The organism is Moraxella lacunata, from assembly GCF_900453205.1.
GTDB lineage: Bacteria > Pseudomonadota > Gammaproteobacteria > Pseudomonadales > Moraxellaceae > Moraxella > Moraxella lacunata_B.
This window is the reverse complement of sequence record NZ_UGQU01000001.1, coordinates 32,235-50,719: the sequence shown is the minus strand read 5'-3', so window position 1 is coordinate 50,719 and position 18,485 is coordinate 32,235. Positions and strand designations below refer to the sequence as shown.

At 43.5% G+C, this 18,485-nt stretch carries 16 protein-coding genes; 6 read left to right on the top strand and 10 right to left on the bottom strand.

What is annotated here, in order from left to right; genetic code table 11:
* Window positions 1-86 precede the first annotated feature (86 nt).
* The 4 genes from DX073_RS00290 to DX073_RS00275 all read right to left on the bottom strand — a co-directional run bounded on the left by DX073_RS00290 (window position 87) and on the right by DX073_RS00275 (window position 3,474).
* Complete coding sequence (locus tag DX073_RS00290; protein ID WP_115004477.1) at window positions 87-488, bottom strand: ExbD/TolR family protein; 402 nt, start codon at window positions 486-488, stop codon at window positions 87-89.
* 8 nt (window positions 489-496) lie between these two features.
* Window positions 497-1,051, bottom strand: coding sequence for a MotA/TolQ/ExbB proton channel family protein (locus tag DX073_RS00285; RefSeq protein WP_115004475.1), 555 nt, complete (start codon window positions 1,049-1,051; stop codon window positions 497-499).
* Between the two features lie 40 nt (window positions 1,052-1,091).
* On the bottom strand, window positions 1,092-2,144 hold the full coding sequence (locus tag DX073_RS00280) for an energy transducer TonB (protein WP_115004473.1): 1,053 nt from the start codon (window positions 2,142-2,144) through the stop codon (window positions 1,092-1,094).
* Between the two features lie 133 nt (window positions 2,145-2,277).
* Complete coding sequence (locus tag DX073_RS00275; protein ID WP_115004472.1) at window positions 2,278-3,474, bottom strand: AI-2E family transporter; 1,197 nt, start codon at window positions 3,472-3,474, stop codon at window positions 2,278-2,280.
* Window positions 3,475-3,660: 186 nt separating this feature from the next.
* Between DX073_RS00275 and ilvD the strand changes: the two genes are divergently transcribed.
* The 6 genes from ilvD (at window position 3,661) to DX073_RS14445 (ending at window position 10,715) form a co-directional block, all read left to right on the top strand.
* Window positions 3,661-5,559, top strand: coding sequence for a dihydroxy-acid dehydratase (gene ilvD, locus DX073_RS00270; RefSeq protein ID WP_115004469.1), 1,899 nt, complete (start codon window positions 3,661-3,663; stop codon window positions 5,557-5,559).
* Window positions 5,560-5,794: 235 nt separating this feature from the next.
* On the top strand, window positions 5,795-6,136 hold the full coding sequence (locus DX073_RS00265; RefSeq protein ID WP_115004467.1) for a hypothetical protein: 342 nt from the start codon (window positions 5,795-5,797) through the stop codon (window positions 6,134-6,136).
* Window positions 6,137-6,275: 139 nt separating this feature from the next.
* Window positions 6,276-6,425 carry a hypothetical protein gene (locus tag DX073_RS14160; protein WP_181814332.1) on the top strand — a complete coding sequence of 50 codons (150 nt, stop codon included), beginning with the start codon at window positions 6,276-6,278 and terminating at the stop codon, window positions 6,423-6,425.
* Window positions 6,426-7,004: a hypothetical protein gene (locus DX073_RS00260; RefSeq protein ID WP_115004465.1), complete on the top strand. Its 579-nt coding sequence runs from the start codon at window positions 6,426-6,428 to the stop codon at window positions 7,002-7,004.
* Window positions 7,005-7,095: 91 nt separating this feature from the next.
* Window positions 7,096-8,823, top strand: a complete 1,728-nt coding sequence (locus DX073_RS00255; protein ID WP_115004463.1) for an Hsp70 family protein — start codon at window positions 7,096-7,098, stop codon at window positions 8,821-8,823.
* The gene (locus DX073_RS14445) at window positions 8,820-10,715 is read left to right on the top strand and encodes a J domain-containing protein (protein WP_220186696.1); all 1,896 of its coding nucleotides are present in this window, start codon (window positions 8,820-8,822) and stop codon (window positions 10,713-10,715) included. The genes DX073_RS00255 and DX073_RS14445 overlap by 4 nt, the downstream gene beginning before the upstream one ends.
* A gap of 78 nt (window positions 10,716-10,793) precedes the next feature.
* Here the strand turns inward: DX073_RS14445 and DX073_RS00245 are convergent, their stop codons facing one another.
* The 6 genes from DX073_RS00245 to DX073_RS00220 form a co-directional block, all read right to left on the bottom strand.
* Window positions 10,794-11,831: an IS110 family transposase gene (locus DX073_RS00245; RefSeq protein WP_258556830.1), complete on the bottom strand. Its 1,038-nt coding sequence runs from the start codon at window positions 11,829-11,831 to the stop codon at window positions 10,794-10,796.
* A gap of 281 nt (window positions 11,832-12,112) precedes the next feature.
* Window positions 12,113-12,898, bottom strand: a complete 786-nt coding sequence (gene gloB / locus DX073_RS00240; RefSeq protein WP_115004461.1) for a hydroxyacylglutathione hydrolase — start codon at window positions 12,896-12,898, stop codon at window positions 12,113-12,115.
* Window positions 12,899-13,114: 216 nt separating this feature from the next.
* On the bottom strand, window positions 13,115-14,197 hold the full coding sequence (gene serC / locus DX073_RS00235) for a 3-phosphoserine/phosphohydroxythreonine transaminase (protein ID WP_115004459.1): 1,083 nt from the start codon (window positions 14,195-14,197) through the stop codon (window positions 13,115-13,117).
* Between the two features lie 88 nt (window positions 14,198-14,285).
* The gene (locus tag DX073_RS00230) at window positions 14,286-15,173 is read right to left on the bottom strand and encodes a hypothetical protein (RefSeq protein ID WP_147279656.1); all 888 of its coding nucleotides are present in this window, start codon (window positions 15,171-15,173) and stop codon (window positions 14,286-14,288) included.
* A gap of 182 nt (window positions 15,174-15,355) precedes the next feature.
* Window positions 15,356-17,755, bottom strand: coding sequence for a M48 family metalloprotease (locus tag DX073_RS00225; RefSeq protein ID WP_115004455.1), 2,400 nt, complete (start codon window positions 17,753-17,755; stop codon window positions 15,356-15,358).
* Window positions 17,756-17,769: 14 nt separating this feature from the next.
* Entirely contained in the window at window positions 17,770-18,360 is a 591-nt protein-coding gene (locus tag DX073_RS00220; RefSeq protein WP_181814331.1) for a LemA family protein, read from the bottom strand.
* Between the last annotated feature and the right edge of the window lie 125 nt (window positions 18,361-18,485).

Here is an 18,485-nt window from a genome sequence, read left to right as displayed (position 1 = left end):
TTTGGACGGATACGCATTTTTAGCCCAAATACATAAAACCCCACATAAAGTAGGGTTTTATTTGATGATGATTTATTTTTAACAAATCACTCATTAACAAAAGCAATCTTAGTCAGCCCTGCCCCGCTTGCTGTTGCCAGTACTTGGGCGACTGTGTCATATTTGCCTTCTTTGTCGGCACGCAGATGAACCTGTGGGTCTTTGCCTTTTGCCACTTCTTCGCCAAAACGAGCATTAAGCTCATCTAGGCTCAAAGCCGTTTTATCCCAATAAATTTGACCGTCCGCATCAATGCTAATCTGTATCACTTCTGGCGGTACGTCATTGACTTGTGCCGATGTCTTTGGCAAATCAAGCGGTACGGTCGGGTTTAGTACCGTTGCTGTTACCAAAAAGATAATCATGAGTACCAGCATGATGTCAATTAGGGGGATAAGGTTAATCTCATTCATGCCCCCATTGTCGTTGTCGCCCAGCTCAAACGCCATGATACCCCCTAGCGTGCCACACGGGCAAGCAGTGCGTGAGCGGTATCATTGGCGTGATGAATGGCACGCTTGTTGATACGTGTGATGATGTTAAAAAACACCACCGCAGGAATCGCCACCGCCAGACCCAGACCCGTCATAATCAAGGCTTCGCCCACCGGCCCTGCCACTTGGGCAAGTCCTGCCTGCCCGCTCTGACCGATGGAATGCAAGGCGTGAAAAATCCCCCACACCGTGCCAAACAGTCCGATAAATGGGGCAATGGCGGCGGTCGTGCCGAGTACCGACAAACCCTTTTCAAGCTCAAAACGGTAGCGTGCGATGTTCTGTAACAGGCTCTGCTCGGTGATGATTTTGCGTTGATTAAAATCAAGCTCGCCAAAATCTTTGCTGACGTTATCAATCTCGGCAGTGAGTTCATCGCCAATCACGCCTGCCATTTGGCGAGAGCTAAGTAGGCGAGTAATACCCACAAACCATGAAACCAATGACAAAGCAATCAAGATAAAAAATAATGTTTTACTGACAGCGTCAGTATATTGCCAATAATGTGCAAAATCCATAATCATTCCTTATAAAGAATGGGTTAAGTAAATGTCGTGTTTAAAATTGTACTGTCGTAGAGAATGTCGCTGTTCCCGACATCGGCTGACCGCTTGATGATTTAAAAGGGTGCAATCTGGCTCGGCGAAGGGCTTGGGAGATTTGTCTATCCAAGTCTTTATCGCCTGTATTCACGCCAGAGACACTGATAATCCTACCATTAGCATCAATGGTGAGCGTGGCAACAAAATTTGCCGAACCGCTTAATTTTTCGGACGTCAATCCATTCCAGTTAGGTTTGCTTTTCCAACTGGCATTGGAGATGGATAAATTTTGACCTTTTAGCTCACCACCGCCAGCACCACCGCTTTTTGTCGTGTCTTTATTGCCAGTTTTATTGTCGGTTTTGGTGTCTTTACCATCACCGCCCCTGCCTCGACCTTGTTCGGCACGGGCTTTGGCATCAGCTTCGGCTTTTTGACGTGCCAACTCTGCCTGTCTATCTCGTTCGGCTTGTTGGCGTGCTAACTCGGCTTGTCTGTCTCGCTCAGCTTGGCGTTCTCTTTCTTGTTGCTCACGTTCACGCTGTTCTCGCTCTCTTTGCTGTTGTAACTCAAAGGCTTTTTGAGCCCGCTCCTGAGCGATGATGTCCACCTGTGGCTCTGTGACCTTGGGTGGCTCTTTGGGTTTGAATTTAACAGGTTCTTGTTTAAGTTCAGGTTTTGGTGGTTTAGGTTTTGGTAACTCTTTTTGGGGTTCAAGTCTAGGCTCAGGCTTAGGAGCTTTTGGTGGTGGCGGTGGACTTGCCTTGGGTGGGGCAGGTGCCGCCACAGACTGTGCAGGGATGGGCATTGGCTTAGGTTCGGGGATGGATTCAGGCTTGGGTGGTTCAGGCAACTCTTCGTTGTTAAGCTTAATCATCTGAATTTCAAGCGGTGGCGTGATTTTAGGTGGCTCGATATGAAGCATTTGCATGGTTGCCAAGCCCACGCCTGCCACGCCATGCAAAATAATCGCCACAGCCGCCGCCAACACCTTGTATTTATTAGAATGCTCAAAGGTCATCATCACAAGCCCACAAAAGAAAACGCTGTTTTTAGGTACAAACAGCATTTATCATAACAAAAAGTTATACAAAACGGATAAAAAAGTAAGAAACGATAACAATTATCAATCGGTATATTATCTTAAATTTTGTACAAAATTGCAAGGGGGCTAAGAATGATTATTTTTAAAATTTTCACAGTTAAGACTTCTTGTCCATGTCGTCCACTTCTTGCTTTTGTGACAACACCACCACTTTCGGCTCGCTTTTTGCCTTATAAGCGTCATAATCGGCATAGGGGTCGGTTTTCATGTCGTTTTCGTTTTGGTCAAGCACTTTGATTGAATAGTCTTGTAAGACAAACTTCACATACACCACCTGCACCCACACAATCGCCACCACCATAAGCGGTGTCGCCATGGCAATGCCAAGCACACCTGTGAGCGTTCCCATGATGATTTGCGAGAGCAGTAGAGCCACAGGGGGCAGGTCGATAAGCCGTTGTTGCACCATTGGGGCGACCACATAGCTTTCTAACTGCTGAACCACGACAATCATAACAAGTGTCCACAGTAGCAAATCAGGCGAGACAATCAGCACAAGGAGCAGAATCGGCACCGCCGACAGCCACGGACCAATCACAGGCACAAAATCCAGCACAAAGGCAATCACGCCCATTGCCAACGCAAACGGAATGCCCATCAGCCACAAAGCTACCCCTGTTGCCACACCCACAAACGCCATGACCACAAACTGCCCGATGAGCCATTGCTCTATCGCCCCATAACTGCGTTTTAGCAGGTATTCGCCCTTGTCTCGATATGGCTTTGGCACAAGGGCAATGGCACTTTTGGTGTATACGCTTGGCGATAATGCCAAAAACAGCCCCACCACCAAAATCACAAAAAACGTCCCCACACCGCTTAACATACCCCCAAAAAATGCAGGCAAACCGCCGACAATGCTGTCTTGAAATTTTTTAAAAAACGCCTTGGGGTCTTGCTGAAATTCCACCGCCCATGCATTTTGGGTTAGCCATTCATAGATGGCAGGATAGCCTTTGGCGTACTCTTTTATGGCATCAAAGGACTTGGGGGCAAGCTCTTTCATGTCGGCAAACTGAGCGACAAGCTCCGAGCCAAACATCGCCAAAAACCCTGCCACCACCGATAGCACCGCCACCGTTACCGCACCGACTTGCACGCCGTGGGGCAGTTTGGCAAAGTAGTTGCCCACTTTGGGGATTTGGCAGGTAAGCCGTGCCAAACTTAGCAAAAACACCGCCACCAAAATGGACGCAAATACCATAAGCCACACTTGAATGAGATAATAAAAACTCATCAAAAACAGGACAAGGGCGACAAAAAAGACAATGGCGGATTTGTAAGATGTGGTCATGGCAAATTTAGCATAATAGATTTGGTTTGGCTAAAATGTAGCCTAAAATCGTCCGTTTGGCAAGCGGTTATTTTTATAATAATAAGTTTTTAAATTTATAAAAATTATAAATAAAATTTGTCAAATATTATCCTTTAAAAAGTGCTAAAATAACCCTTTTAGCCAACCGCCAATCTAGGAAAAATTATGCCACAATACCGCTCAAAAACTTCCACACACGGTCGCAACATGGCAGGGGCAAGAGCCTTATGGCGTGCCACAGGCATGACGGACGATGATTTTAATAAGCCAATCATTGCCATTGCCAACTCATTTACGCAGTTTGTGCCGGGACACGTTCATCTAAAAGACTTAGGACAGCTCGTCGCTCGTGAGATTGAAAAAGCAGGGGGCGTTGCCAAAGAGTTTAATACCATTGCCGTAGATGACGGCATTGCCATGGGGCATGGCGGTATGCTGTATAGCTTGCCAAGCCGTGATTTGATTGCTGATAGCGTGGAGTACATGGTAAACGCCCACTGTGCGGACGCTTTGGTGTGTATCTCCAACTGCGACAAAATCACCCCTGGTATGCTGATGGCTGCCTTACGCTTAAACATCCCTGTGGTGTTCGTCTCGGGCGGCCCTATGGAAGCTGGTAAAGTGCTGGCAAGCGAAGTGCATGACGGACACATGACCCATGAGACCATAACCGATGAGACGGGCAAAAAGGTGCGTAAACTTGACCTAGTAGATGCCATGATTGACGCCGCAGACGACCTTATCAGCGATGAAGACGTGGCAAATGTGGAGCGTTCTGCTTGCCCAACTTGTGGCTCATGCTCTGGTATGTTTACCGCCAACTCCATGAACTGCCTAACCGAAGCACTAGGCTTGTCCCTACCTGGTAACGGCTCGCTCCTTGCCACGCACGCCAAGCGTAAAGAGCTTTTTTTGGAAGCAGGTCGGCTGATTGTAGAGCTTGCCAAACGTCATTATGAACAAGATGATTATAGTGTTTTGCCAAGAAGTATCGCTACCAAAGACGCATTTTTGAACGCCATGAGCCTTGACATTGCCATGGGCGGTAGTACCAATACCATTTTGCACCTATTAGCGGCGGCATTTGAGGCAGGCGTGGACTTTAAAATGGCGGACATTGACCGCCTATCTCGTGCCGTGCCGTGCCTATCCAAAGTCGCCCCCGCCACCCAAAAATACCACATGGAAGACGTGCACCGTGCAGGGGGTGTGATGGGGATTTTGGCGGAGCTTAACCGAGCAGGGCTGCTTCGCACGGGCGTGCCAACCGTGCATAGCCCAACCTTAGCGGACGCTCTTGCCAAGTGGGACGTGATGAACCCCGACAACCAAACCGCCCGAGAGCTGTACATCGCCGCCCCTGCGGGCGTGCGCACCACGCAAGCATTTAGTCAAAACAAAGTCTGGGGCAACCTTGATTTGAACCGTGAATCTGGCTGTATTCGTAGCAAGGAATTTGCATACAGTCAAGACGGTGGCTTGGCAGTGCTGTTTGGCAATATTGCCGAGCGTGGCTGTGTGGTCAAAACCGCAGGCGTGGACGAGAGCATTTTGACCTTTACAGGACGTGCCAGAGTATTTGAAAGCCAAGACAGTGCGGTGGAGGCAATCTTGGCGGACAAAATCGTCGCAGGCGACATTGTCATTATCCGCTATGAAGGTCCAAAAGGTGGGCCCGGTATGCAAGAAATGCTCTATCCCACGTCTTATCTAAAATCAAAAGGCTTGGGCAAGGCGTGTGCGTTGCTTACGGACGGACGATTTAGCGGTGGTACATCAGGGCTTTCTATCGGACACGCAAGCCCAGAAGCTGCCGAAGGCGGAGCGATTGGACTTGTCGAAGAATTTGACATCATCAAGATTGACATTCCAAACCGCACCATTCATCTGGACGTATCGGACGATGAGCTTGCCAAACGCCGTGTCGCCATGAACGAGCGTGGCAAACAAGCGTGGAAACCTGTAAACCGTGAACGCTATGTCTCCCAAGCCCTGCGAGCCTATGCCGCTATGGCGACAAGTGCCGATACAGGGGCGGTGAGAGATGTGAGTCAAGTGGAATAAGATAACACAACATGATAAAATGAGCTCAACTTTTTGGGCTTATTTTTTTGGTGTAAATATGGATAATTTGATTGGTATTTAATTAACTTTGCCATTAGACAGATTTGTAGGGGCAAATCACATTTGCCCTGTGATAAATATTAATGCTTGAGCGAATGTTATTCGCCCTTACACACTTATATTGCCAATAGCACATTAATTAAACAATGCCATTTATTTTCACAAAGGATATTTTATGAAACACAAACCCATGCTCCAAAAAATCTGCCATGCTGATGAGCTTTCAAACATAAGCCCTGATTTATTTAAAGATGATAAAGCATTATTATCCGCTTTGATTGATGATAACATCTGTATGGTGTTAGATTATAAATACGAAAATCCAAAAGACGTGGCGGAGTTTATCAAACATCGTTTATATCAATTAGCCTTAAAAGAGATAGAGTTATCATTTGAGCATTTAGAAAATGATTTTGAACAATCAGATGATGATAACTTTATAGAATTTATGCTGTCTGATTTTAATAAACAAATCAAAAAAATCAGCGAATATTTTATTATTAGAAAGCCATTCTGATAGCTATTTATTATTTATCACTACCAAAAAGCATAGCAAGAATTTAACCAAACTTAAATCCAATTTTTGGCAATTTTATGAACTAACCAATAAACCCAACGCCAAAATTTATACCATTTATTGCCCAAATTGTAATAATATGAATGTTTGGGAACTGGCATTTGATGAAGCCACACCCGATAATGAAGTGTGCGATAGCTGTCATACACCATTATGGGACGACAACGGTAATCCATGTCAAGGCGTTGATGTGGAAATTGATGACGTTTATTTGACGGATTATGATTAAATGTTAAAAGCCTTTTTATTATTCCTTTATGCCATTATCAGAACCATAGGCTTAATTATCCTATGGTTTGTTTTGGCAGGTGTCATTTCTCATGGTATCAGCGAATTAAATACAGAATATTATCAGCCCAATGATGCACCTAGTGATAGATTTATGGTTATTAGCACAGATACCGATAATGGCTATTATCGTCAAACTTGGCAAGAACATCAAACCGACTCCAAACCGCCATTGACCACACCTGATATCGATTGTATGGACAGTTGTTTAAAAAGATTAGACAATGGCAATTATTTATATACCAATGATAGCCCCATGTATATGAGTTATTCTGAATATCAGATTAAGAATGATAAGATTATCCCCATATCTTTTAAAACCTATCATCTAGGACACATATTTGTCGGTATGATTGGGGCGTTTTTTGTTATGGGGCTTTTAAAATACTTGTTTAGTATTTTAAAAATCAGAAAAGACAAACAAGCAATGATAAGTTATCATAAAAAATTAGCCAAAAATTTACTTATCGCCTGTGCTATCTTGGGTGTATTTTGGGCGGTGGTTTATTTGACGGTATAATTTTGGCACATGATTTAAGCTTTTAAAATAACCCATTTTACCGCCAAAAGTGTGTTATAATTCTTATTTTCATTTTAAAAATAGGATTATTATGATAGTCGGTATTGATTTGGGGACGACCAACAGTCTTATCAGTTATTTTAAAGACGGCAAACCCACACTTATCCCAAACGCCCTTGGCAAGGTGCTTACGCCGTCTGTGGTGAGCGTGGACGATGACGGGCGGATTTTGGTTGGCGAGCCTGCCAAAGAACGCTTGATTAGCCACCCGACCGCCACCGCCAGCACCTTTAAACGCTTTATGGGAAGCCAAAAAACCTACACGCTCACCACAGGCAAGCACAGCCAAAAGTTTAGCCCCGAAGAGCTGTCGGCACTTATCCTAAAATCACTCAAACAAGACGCACAAACACATCTGGGGCATGACGTTACGGACGTGGTCATCACGGTGCCTGCCTACTTTAACGACCACCAACGAGAAGCCACCAAAACATCGGCAACACTTGCAGGGCTAAATGTCGTCCGTCTCATCAACGAGCCGACCGCCGCCGCCATGGCGTACGGCTTGCATGAGTATGATGACGATGATGAACGCAAATTTTTGGTACTGGATTTGGGCGGGGGAACGTTTGACGTTACCTTGCTTGAACTGTTTGCAGGGGTCATGGAAGTCAAAGCGTCCGCAGGGGATAACCTGTTGGGCGGAGAAGATTTTACCGACATCATCATCAAAGATTTTATCGCTCATCACGAAAAACAAGGCACGCCTGCCGACTTTTGGCAACGTCATTACGCCCTACTATACGATGCTTGCGAGTCTGCCAAACGCACCCTGTCCACCCAAGATAGCACCGAGATTCGCCTAACGCTTGACGAAAAAGAGTACAATTATACACTAAATGACGATGAGTTTGAGACACTCTGCCAACCCCTATTTGCCAAAATCACCGCTCCCATAGAACGCACGGTGCGAGATGCAGGGCTAAAAGTGCGAGATTTGGACGCAATTGTACTGGTTGGCGGTTCTACTCGTATGCCCATGTTTAAAAAGATGATAGCCCGTTTGCTTGGGCGTTTTCCCACCGCAAGCCTAAATCCTGATGAAGCCATTGGCATTGGGGCGAGCATTCAGGCAGGTCTTATCGCCGAAGATTCTGCCTTAGATGAGCTGGTACTGACAGACGTATCGCCCTATTCGCTTGGGGTGCAGACCACCATGCAGATAAGCGAAACCGAGAGACGAGACGGCATTTTTGCCCCTATCATTGAGCGAAATACGGTCATTCCTACCAGTCGTGTGCAAAATTTTAGCCCTGTTTATAATGACCAAACCGAAGTGCGATTTGGCATTTATCAAGGCGAAGCTCGGCTGGTCAAGGATAATATCAAACTGGGCGAAATCACCGTCAAAGTCCCCCACGCCTACAAAGGCAAAGCCACCGAGCTGTCCATAGACGTGCGTTTTTCTTATGACGTGAACGGGCTTTTGGAAGTGGACATAGACGCAGGGGGCAATCAGCACAATCTTGTGATAGAAAATGGGGCAAAACGCCTAACCGACACCGAGCTAAAAGCGTCCAAGGACAAACTTTCCGCCCTAAAAATCCACCCACGAGACACACTAGAAAGTCGCACGCTCATCGCACGAGCCGAACGCCTGTACTCTCAACGACTAGGGCATGACAGGGACGAAGTGGGGCGACTCATCGCATGGTTTGAGAGCGTGCTTGACAGCCAAGACACCGACAAAATCCGCCACGCCCAAGTCAAATTTGGTGAATTTTTGGACAACATAGAAAGTAGGGACGACTGGCGATGACGGCATGGCAAATACTGGGCATAGAGCCGACCGATGACGAATCCGCCATTAAAAAGGCTTATGCCAAACAGCTCAAACACAACAAACCCGACAAAAATCCAGACGGCTTTAAGGCGTTGCGTGAAGCCTATGAAACCGCCCTTGCCACACGCTATTATTATGCCAATGATGACGATGATGACGATGATGACGATGATGACGATGATGACGATGATGATTATCAAGATGATGATTATCAAGATGACAGCGTGGGCGATGACCATGCGGACGATGACAAGGCTAATCATCTTGATAACAATCATGATGATATAAAGGATACAGCCAAGCCTAGCCAACACGAGCTTATCATCACAAGCCATACCAGTGCGTTTGATGAGTCGCTACTGGATAAATCGCCATTGGCGGACGATGATGAGCATTCGCACGATACGCCTTATGATGAAGCCGATGACAGCGATGATGATTGGCAGGACGTGGACGACAGCCCACATTTTAGCTCGTTGTGGTATGACATTGACAATGATGATGACGTGGCAGACAAAGACCAAGCCCTACTTGACGTACTCTACGCCCAAACCGACAGCTTGTACACGTTCGCCCTTGATGAACGCATGGACTATGAACAGGCATTGTTGGACTTTTTGACATGGTCAAATGCCGAATATCCCAAAAGCTATCGCCATGCGTTTGGGGCATTTGCGTGGCATGAAATCATGGAGTCATGGCAAATAGAGCGTTATCCGTGGTCTCGGTTGATTAACTTGCAAGAGCGGTATCAATATCAAACACCACCCTTTTCGTCTTATGGTAAATTCCATGAATTTTTAATGGATAATTACCCTGCTTTATATGATTATTACTATTCGCCAAAACCCAGAAATCGGGCGGTGTTTTTATGGCATTTTATCAAAAAATCTTTTTATCCTGAGCATCTGCTTGCATTAAATCATGATTTAAAAAAGGTCAATGAATTATTAACCTTGCACGCCAATCAAGAACAAGAAAACTCAAATGGCAATAATCTGTATCACAATATCCTAAATCATGATAAAGAATATGGCTTATTAAATCAATGTGTCAATAAAGGCGTATTTAGACCCATTTATCTGGCATTTGCTTTTGGCGGGGTGTTTTTAATAGGTTCAATTATTTCTTTAATCATCGCTGGCGATTTGTCATGGTTAAACCGTCATGTTTTGCCGATTGCTTTATTTGTATTTGCCATGATGATTTTTTGGCAATTACGCTGGCATTTATTTGCCAATCCCAGTGAGTTTTCTTATCAAGATTATGCCTATCAGCCCAATGCTCATCTTTTAAGAAGTTTATATATTTCATTGCCGTTAATTTTTGGCATTCTGCTATTTTCATTTTATCGGGTTTGGAAAGAACATGAAGTTGTCATAGACGGCGTAACGAATATTGTTGAGCTGTATGACAAACCAAGCTATTTTTTGACTCATTTGGCAGGATTTGGGCTGTGGTGGTCGCTCATGCGAGCCAATCGCTATGGCAATCCTTTTGTCATACAGGCGTATTGGGTGGCGGTATTTGTGTTTTTGATATTGGCGGTATTTTATCCGAGTGTGGCTTTATTAACTCAGGATTTAGAAGTTAAAAAATTCATCATGGCATATACGCCTTTATTATGGGTCATTATTTGTTTGCCGATTATCATTCATCTATTTGCCCATAACAAAAAAATGCACTGGCTACACCCTATGGCAAATTTAAGCCTACAAATACTGGTTGGTGTCTCCATGCTATTTATGTTTTTTGCAATGATTTATGCTTTATGCTTATTATTGTCATTGCCGTTACTTAGTGTGATTGTCGCTTTTGGGGTATTTTTATTTTTTAAATCGTTCACTTATGAAACAGAAGAAGAGTGATAGATAGTTACAGTAGCAACTGTATCCCTAAAGAATACAGTACCACCAACCCTCATTAACTTTGTTGGCTTGTGGATGTTACTTAACGCTAAGATTAAGATGATAATCCGCTTGCCAAACACTGTCATTTCTAACAATGGCGTTAATGACGATTAGGAGTTTACGCATACAAGCGTTGATGGCAACTTTAAAGGGTTTGCCTTTGCCTATCAAACGCTCATAAAACTGTTTAAATTTGGGTTCATATTGTCTTGCCACATTGGTGGCATTGTATAAGACATTACGAACCGATTGCCTACCCCCTTTGCAATGGCTCTTGTATTTAAGTGTGCCACTTTCTTTGGGGTGTGGGGCAACGCCCACTAAGGAGGCGATTTCTTTATTGCTTAATGTACCAAGTTCAGGTAACATTGACATCAAGGTAGCGACAGTAACACCACCAATCCCCTTGATGTCTTTAAACTTTTTTGTGGTGTCATCAAAATGTTTGCTTAGGGTGTCGATGTCTTGTTCTAACTTAGCAATCTGTTCATCAAGGTAAGCAATGACTTGTTTAACACTCTCAAGCTGACTTTGATGAATTTGCCAAATACGGTTCTTTTCTTGTACACGCATTGCCACAAGCTGATGACGGCGTACTACCAATGCCTCTAAGCGTTCTTGCTCTTCGCTTGGTGGGACATAGAGCAAATGAGTAAGTTTGCTCTCATCAAGACTTAAAAACTTGGCATAAAGAGCAAGCATTTTGGCATCTTGGTTATCTGTCTTAGCATTAGAATAAGACTTAGCAAACTGGCTGGTTTTATTAGGATTGGCAATCACCACATTAAAGCCTGATTGATACAGGGCTTTGGCAAGGGGGATTTCTAATCCGCCTGTACTTTCAAGTACTACCAAAGCTAGGTTTGTGCCTGCATTGGTATTAAGATAAGCCATCGCTTGTTTGATGTCGCCCCCAGTGTTTGAAAAGGTTTTGGTTTTATCCTTACAAGAAAGTGATACCACAAAGACCTTTTTGCCCACATCAATGCCACAGTAAATGGGTTCATTGGGCTTGTTCGCTACATTGGTTTTGGTTTGCTTGGTATTTTTGGTTTGTTTAGCATTATTCATCATTAACCTGCCTTGTATTCGGTTTAGAGTCTATCAACTGTACGGTTTTGATTGATGAAAGGTTATCCACTCTTAAAGCTACGACACGAACTTAATCTTGGGTGGTTGCCCTTATGGTTCTAAGGTGCGTACAAGATGTGGATAACGGGTTTTTGCTTATTATACCTTAAAAGGGGGTATACAAAGGTGTGTATTACGCACCAATATTCCATTTTGTTTAAAAGGTGCGTGGTACGCACCCTATCATATTTGGACATGTTTTGGACGGTGATCTATCTATTCGCCTAAAACTTGTTTTTTAATTCACGCAGTGCCGAAAATACCGATAATTTATCATCATGATTTAAGGGATAAATTTGCTTAATATTATTTATCATCGCCCCATTATCGGTTTGCAAAAAGACGTTAATCAGCCGTTCTTGCTTTAAAGATGTTGGCAGGGACGGGGTATTGTTTTTTAACTCATTTTCCACCGTATTTTTATAACTTAAAATCTCTTTTTTGGTCGTCTCATCACATATCGATAAGCCAAAGTTAAGATTGGAGAGCGTATATTCATGCGTGGGATAGAATAGCGTGTCATCGGGCAAGGTATCAAACCGCTCCATACTATCAAACAGCTCCTCAATCGTCCCTGTAAACACCCGTCCACAACCGCCACTAAATAGCGTATCGCCACAAAACACATGGGTTTTATTAGCCATATCACACAGATAGGACAAATGCGTGTCAGTATGCCCTGCCGTTTTCCATACTTTAAACGTCAAGCCGAGCAGTTCAAATTCACTACCTTCATCGCACGCCACATCAGGGGTCATGCCAATGGCGTTAAGGTGCGACTTATGGGCGTAAATCTTGGCATTGGGATAAGCGGATTTGGCACTTGCCACACCGCCAATATGGTCATCGTGATGATGCGTGATTAAAATGGCAGATAGGGTAAGATTGTGCTCATGTAGATAATCAAGCACGGGTTTGTCATCGCCAATATCCACGGCAACGGCGTTATTATCCTTCACAATAAGCCAAACATAATTGTCATTTAAAATGGGAATGGGGGTAATGTGCATGAGTTTTTCCAAAATATAAAAAACCGACTGGTCGGTTATAAAAATAAGGACGAACCAAATCCATCCTTATGTTAACCTAATAAACCTGATATTTGCCATAGGTTTTATAGGGGCGTGTTGCACACGACCTTTGATAGAGCTAGGCGTGCTCAGCACACCCCTACGTCAATATATCATGAATTTGTGATTTGGGGTTGGTCTATGCATTGGTACAAATCAAGCGTGCGTTTTTTCAAAATCTTTCATAAAGTCCGCCAACGCCTGTACCTGCTCATAGGTTACGGCATTATAAATGCTCGCTCGCATACCGCCAACCACGCGATGACCTTTTAGATTTAACAGCCCTGCATTTTTAGACTTTTCCAAAAAGACTTTATCAAGCTCGCTGTCGGCAAGCGTAAACGGCACGTTCATGATAGAGCGGTGGCGTGGATTGACGGCATTGTCATAAAAGCTGGAATTATCAATGACTTGGTATAGTAGTTCAGCTTTGGCTCGGTTGGTTTTGGCAATGCCTTCTACCCCACCATTTGCCAGTAGCCATTCAAACACCAATCCCGACAAATACCACGCAAACGTGGACGGGGTGTTGAGCATACTGTCGTTATCTGCTTGATTTTTATAATTTAAAATACTAGGACACCACGCACTTGCCCGCTCCATTAGGTCTTTACGGACGATGACAAGGGTCAAGCCAGCAGGCCCGATGTTCTTTTGAGCCCCTGCGTAAATCAGCCCAAAATCATTTACGTTAATCGGCTCGGATAAGATACAAGACGACATATCCGCCACAATGGGGGCGTTTACTTTTGGTATGTCAAAAATCTGCACGCCGTGAATGGTCTCGTTGGGGCAATAATGAAAATAAGACGCACCGTCTGTTAGCTCCCAAGTCTCAGGCGTGGGCACGTCTTTACCACCCCCTTGTGCGACTAGGTTAATCTTGCCTAAGCCTAGCGTTTCATAGCGTTTGGCTTCTTTATGGGCCTTTTGGGACCATGTGCCAGTATTTAGATAATCCGCCGTACCGCCATTTAACAGATTAAAGGGAATGGCGGAAAATTGCAATGACGCACCGCCTTGCAAAAACAGCACGGCATAGTCGTCCGAGATACCCATGAGCGTGCGTAAATCCTGCTCGGCTTTGGTGGCAATCTCAATATAATCGGCACTGCGGTGACTAATCTCCATGATGGAGGTGCCCTTGCCACGCCAGTCTAACAGCTCGGCTTGGGCTTTTTGTAGGACTTCGGTGGGCATGGTGGCAGGGCCAGCACAAAAATTGGCAAGACGGTTCATAGCTATCCTTTAAAGATGGGGAAATGATAGGGCATTGTAGCAGATTTTTGGCAAAATTTTAACAGTTATCGGCACATTTAGCCATAACTTAGCCCACAACCGTTTGCCAAAACTGCTTTTTTAGGGCAGGATTAGTCATCATTTGGCGGATACTCGGCAAGGTCTGGGCGGTTTGGGCGATGACACCTGTGGGCGTATCTGTCAAAAATACCACTTGCACCGCTTGATGATGACCAGATGACACACAAAGCCCAATGACAAAGCCGTCAAAGGTATATTGGGCGGGGTTTAGCCCTACGTCCGAGCGAAATTCATTTTTAACCAATGGATAACCAATCTCACGATAAAAGGCGGTAATGGGCTGATGATTGGCTTGATTGCTTAGGGCATTTTTGAGCGACTGCCACAGCGACTGCTCATCACGGCTCATCAGTAGCATATCCACAATCAGCACCCACTGCCCGAACCGCACGCCTTGTAGAGCAAAGCGAATGTCAAGATGGGCAGGCGGAGCAAAGGGTTGGGGTTGGGCAAGGTTGGTTATGGGGTTTGGTTGGACTGGGGACTGGGCTTGTTCGCCTGTTACAATACTTCCCAATACTCTTTGTGATTCGGGCGTGGCTTGGGGTGGTTGCTTATTTATGATGTCGCTAGGTGCTAATTTAGCAGATGAACCAGTAGGGTCAAGCAACGCTCTGACATCCATGGCAGATAAGATTTGTGATTTATCGGGTGTTGGCGTGGTATTTGGTGTGGTAATTGGCTTGGCGTGTTGCTTGGTAAGCAACTCATCGGGCAACAAATGAGTCAAGCGTGGATTGGGTTGCAAGCGGTCATACGCAGGCGGTAGAGTTGTAATCTCTACCCTACTCTGCCCTGCTGTCGGCTGTTTTTTTGCCCACAAAGGTATGCCCGCCAATGCTAGGATATGGCGATTTTGGGCAATCTTTGGCGGACAGTTAGACAGGGTATTCATGTTATATGGGGCGTTTTGCCAAGATAATTTTACAAATAACTTAATATACATCACAAACTTGCAAGGGCTGGTTCTGCATGCTCTTTTGATGACTTTGTTGATAAGGCGTGCTCAGCACGCCCCTACACCCAAATATCATTGTGTTTATAGTAATTTTAAAGTTTTGTGGCTATTATTGAAAATCAATACAAAACAAATTCATCATCAGGGCACCAATATTGATGTAAGGTTAATAATATTTCATAATCACGCTCACACAATATCCCATCGCCCAATAAAGCGGTATGTAGTGTATCAATATATCGCTTAGCCGTCAATGTATTTTTCTGCTGATATTTTAACAGCCATAATGCCATATCCATCACACTAAATGCACTCATGACTTGCATTAATTGCGTCATGTCTGTCTCATCAATCACAATCTCATGATTGATAAGCCGAATCAGCCGTTGTATGCTTGCACGGCATTTTATGTCATCGCCATCATCATAATGAGCCATAACCATATATATCATTACTGTTATCATTATCCAATCATTCATGTCCATGTCATATTTATGATACATGAATGTCAGTTTTTGCAACAATGGCTTATCAGCAATATCCATATCATCGGCAAATATCGATAATAACCGATATAAATGTACGCCCTGCCATAATAGGCTCAAATCATCATGATGATTGTCTTGATGATGTAACGCATTGATAAAATCCAACAGATGATGAACGTCATTTTTTAATAAAGCCCGTTTATCATCATGTTCCAAATCCTTGATAATACGCTGATAAATCAGCATTAATAAGCCATTATCAATACGTCTATCCATCTCTGCCACAGTTTTTAATAAAGGCTTATCTATTTTTATAATATTATCACCATCTGATTTTACATAAAAAATATTTGCCAAATCAAGTGAATCAGACAAATAAAACCCATCATTATCATGACAAAAGACAATCACATAAAACAGCGAAAATAATTTACTCGTGGGGCGATGTAGGTCATCATTACGTAAATAACGAGCGATGATAAGGGGCAATGTCATGCTTTTGACATGAGTCATATTAACATGATGAATATTTTTTAATTCATAATCGGCTCTGGCTTGCTTGGGGTATATCATCTCGCCTTGGGCTTGCCATGATTTATCCACAACCAATCTGCCATTAATCACTTTATCTTTTGATATTTCAATGTCATTATTATAAATAGCAATGTCAATCGTTTTTTTATCATCACCAGGACTCACAAATAAATGAGCATCTTTATCTTTACCTATATCTTTATCATCACATAATACAAACTCCACGGTTTTATAATCGCTCACGCCTGATTTTTTATGCCAATTGATAAGCATCATTTTATCATGAGTTTGTTGTAATACATCCACATCCAAATCATCAATCGCCATCTTGGCAAAGTCGTCATAATACTGCTCATCCAACGCCAGTATTCGCTCATGGTTGCTCGGGTGCGTGCTACCCATATGCCCCATTCGCTCACGCCAATTAATAGACGTCTGGGCATCTTGGGGGTTTAGGAAGAAAAAATAACTCAAATGCGTGGTATAGCGTTTTTGGGTGTGTGCCAAATACGGCGTTCGCTGCAGGGTTTGCAATAATTTTGCCACGCCATCGCTACGGGTTAATTGCACCGATGTTGCATCCGCCAAAAACTCACGCTGACGATTAAAATGCTGTTTTATCCATTCGCTACTTGCCATGCCTAAAAAGCCCAATAAGCGAATCACCAAAGAAATAAACTCTATGGACAATCGCCCCGTACCCATCACAATCACATATTCTTGGCGTTCACCTTTATCATCTTGGTATTGATAGCGTTTGGCTTTGGGTTTTTGTCGCCATTTGGACAGCCATTCTAAGCCATCGGCAACATCATAAAGCCATGACAGACCTGACATTAAGACATACATTTGTACATTTAATTTGGCATCGCCATGTAAAATATGCCCATATTCATGCCCAATAAGCCCATAAAGACTTTCATTATCTAATTCTAACGCCCCTTTACTGACAACGAGCATCATATTTGTTTGATTAACCCCTGCCACAAAGGCATTCACCCCCGTCTCATCCATGACGTATAATTTGGGTAAAATAATGTTTGAGGCAATGGCTAACTGCTCAGCAAATTCATAATACCGCCGATATTTTGGTTCAAAGTCTTTGATGTCTTTGGCATAAATCACCTGCTGTCTTTTTTTCTTTTTATTATTATCTTCATCATCATTAAAATGATTAATAGGCAAATCCACGCCTGAGATATTAATAAATAAGCGTGTGACATCAATGTCTTTTAATAAAAAGTCATTATCATGGCTGATTTTATTATAATGATACAAAACACTCATGATAAAATAACTGGGCACAAGAATCAGCACCCAAAACCATGCAAAGCCACCCAAATCACCAAAGATAACATACCATATTATCATAAAAAATAATAAGGCAAGCAATACATGAATCATCATCGCCATGACAAATAACGCATATAACACCATGCTGTTTCTTTTGTAATGGCGTTGTAATTCAAAAAAGTTTTGATAAATTCGCTGTGGCATACATCACCAATATATCAAAGACTGACCGTTGGTGCAACATCAATGGCGGATTTATCAGCAAATTCTAATTGTGCTATTGGCATAAACCCAAACCAATTTGCCACCAAATTATTAGGAAAACTCTCACGTTGGTTATTATAAAACATCACGCTGTCATTATAAAACTGACGGGCAAATCCAATGCGATTTTCGGTGTTTTTAATCTCATCAGAGAGCTCTTTTAGGGCAGAATCGGCTTTTAATTCAGGGTAATTTTCTACCACGGCATAAAAACTACCCAACGCCCGAGACAGGTTGCTCTCAGCATTTGCCAGTTTGGCAAGCCCGTCCGTGCCTGACAGCCCTGCATCTTTAAGTGCATCCAATCCACTTTTGGCGATGTTTCTGGCTTCGGTCACTTGGGTTAGTACCTGCTCTTCGTGGGTCATGTAGCGTTTGGCGACATTGACAAGATTGGGTATTAGGTCGTGGCGACGTTTGAGCTGAACATCAATCTGTGCCAATCCATTTGCCACTTGATTTCTTAGACGAACCAGTGCGTTATACACCGCTATCAAAAAGCCGATGATAACTGCCAATATGATGAGTGTTACGATGATGGCCATAATTTTTCCTTATTTTTACAAAATTTTGCCCTAACACAAAATTTTACTGTTAAAAATCATCAAGATGAATTAAAATAGCATGTTTTGATAAAAATGTCAGTCGCTGATACATCAAGTAACTTACA

Bases quoted from the DNA above. Each gene is read 5' to 3' on its own strand.
- DX073_RS00290 (WP_115004477.1), bottom strand. From the start codon at position 488: ATGGCGTTTGAGCTGGGCGACAACGACAATGGGGGCATGAATGAGATT.
- DX073_RS00285 (WP_115004475.1), bottom strand. From the start codon at position 1,051: ATGGATTTTGCACATTATTGGCAATATACTGACGCTGTCAGTAAAACA.
- DX073_RS00280 (WP_115004473.1), bottom strand. From the start codon at position 2,144: ATGCTGTTTGTACCTAAAAACAGCGTTTTCTTTTGTGGGCTTGTGATG.
- DX073_RS00275 (WP_115004472.1), bottom strand. From the start codon at position 3,474: ATGACCACATCTTACAAATCCGCCATTGTCTTTTTTGTCGCCCTTGTC.
- ilvD (WP_115004469.1), top strand. From the start codon at position 3,661: ATGCCACAATACCGCTCAAAAACTTCCACACACGGTCGCAACATGGCA.
- DX073_RS00265 (WP_115004467.1), top strand. From the start codon at position 5,795: ATGAAACACAAACCCATGCTCCAAAAAATCTGCCATGCTGATGAGCTT.
- DX073_RS14160 (WP_181814332.1), top strand. From the start codon at position 6,276: ATGAATGTTTGGGAACTGGCATTTGATGAAGCCACACCCGATAATGAA.
- DX073_RS00260 (WP_115004465.1), top strand. From the start codon at position 6,426: ATGTTAAAAGCCTTTTTATTATTCCTTTATGCCATTATCAGAACCATA.
- DX073_RS00255 (WP_115004463.1), top strand. From the start codon at position 7,096: ATGATAGTCGGTATTGATTTGGGGACGACCAACAGTCTTATCAGTTAT.
- DX073_RS14445 (WP_220186696.1), top strand. From the start codon at position 8,820: ATGACGGCATGGCAAATACTGGGCATAGAGCCGACCGATGACGAATCC.
- DX073_RS00245 (WP_258556830.1), bottom strand. From the start codon at position 11,831: ATGATGAATAATGCTAAACAAACCAAAAATACCAAGCAAACCAAAACC.
- gloB (WP_115004461.1), bottom strand. From the start codon at position 12,898: ATGCACATTACCCCCATTCCCATTTTAAATGACAATTATGTTTGGCTT.
- serC (WP_115004459.1), bottom strand. From the start codon at position 14,197: ATGAACCGTCTTGCCAATTTTTGTGCTGGCCCTGCCACCATGCCCACC.
- DX073_RS00230 (WP_147279656.1), bottom strand. From the start codon at position 15,173: ATGAATACCCTGTCTAACTGTCCGCCAAAGATTGCCCAAAATCGCCAT.
- DX073_RS00225 (WP_115004455.1), bottom strand. From the start codon at position 17,755: ATGCCACAGCGAATTTATCAAAACTTTTTTGAATTACAACGCCATTAC.
- DX073_RS00220 (WP_181814331.1), bottom strand. From the start codon at position 18,360: ATGGCCATCATCGTAACACTCATCATATTGGCAGTTATCATCGGCTTT.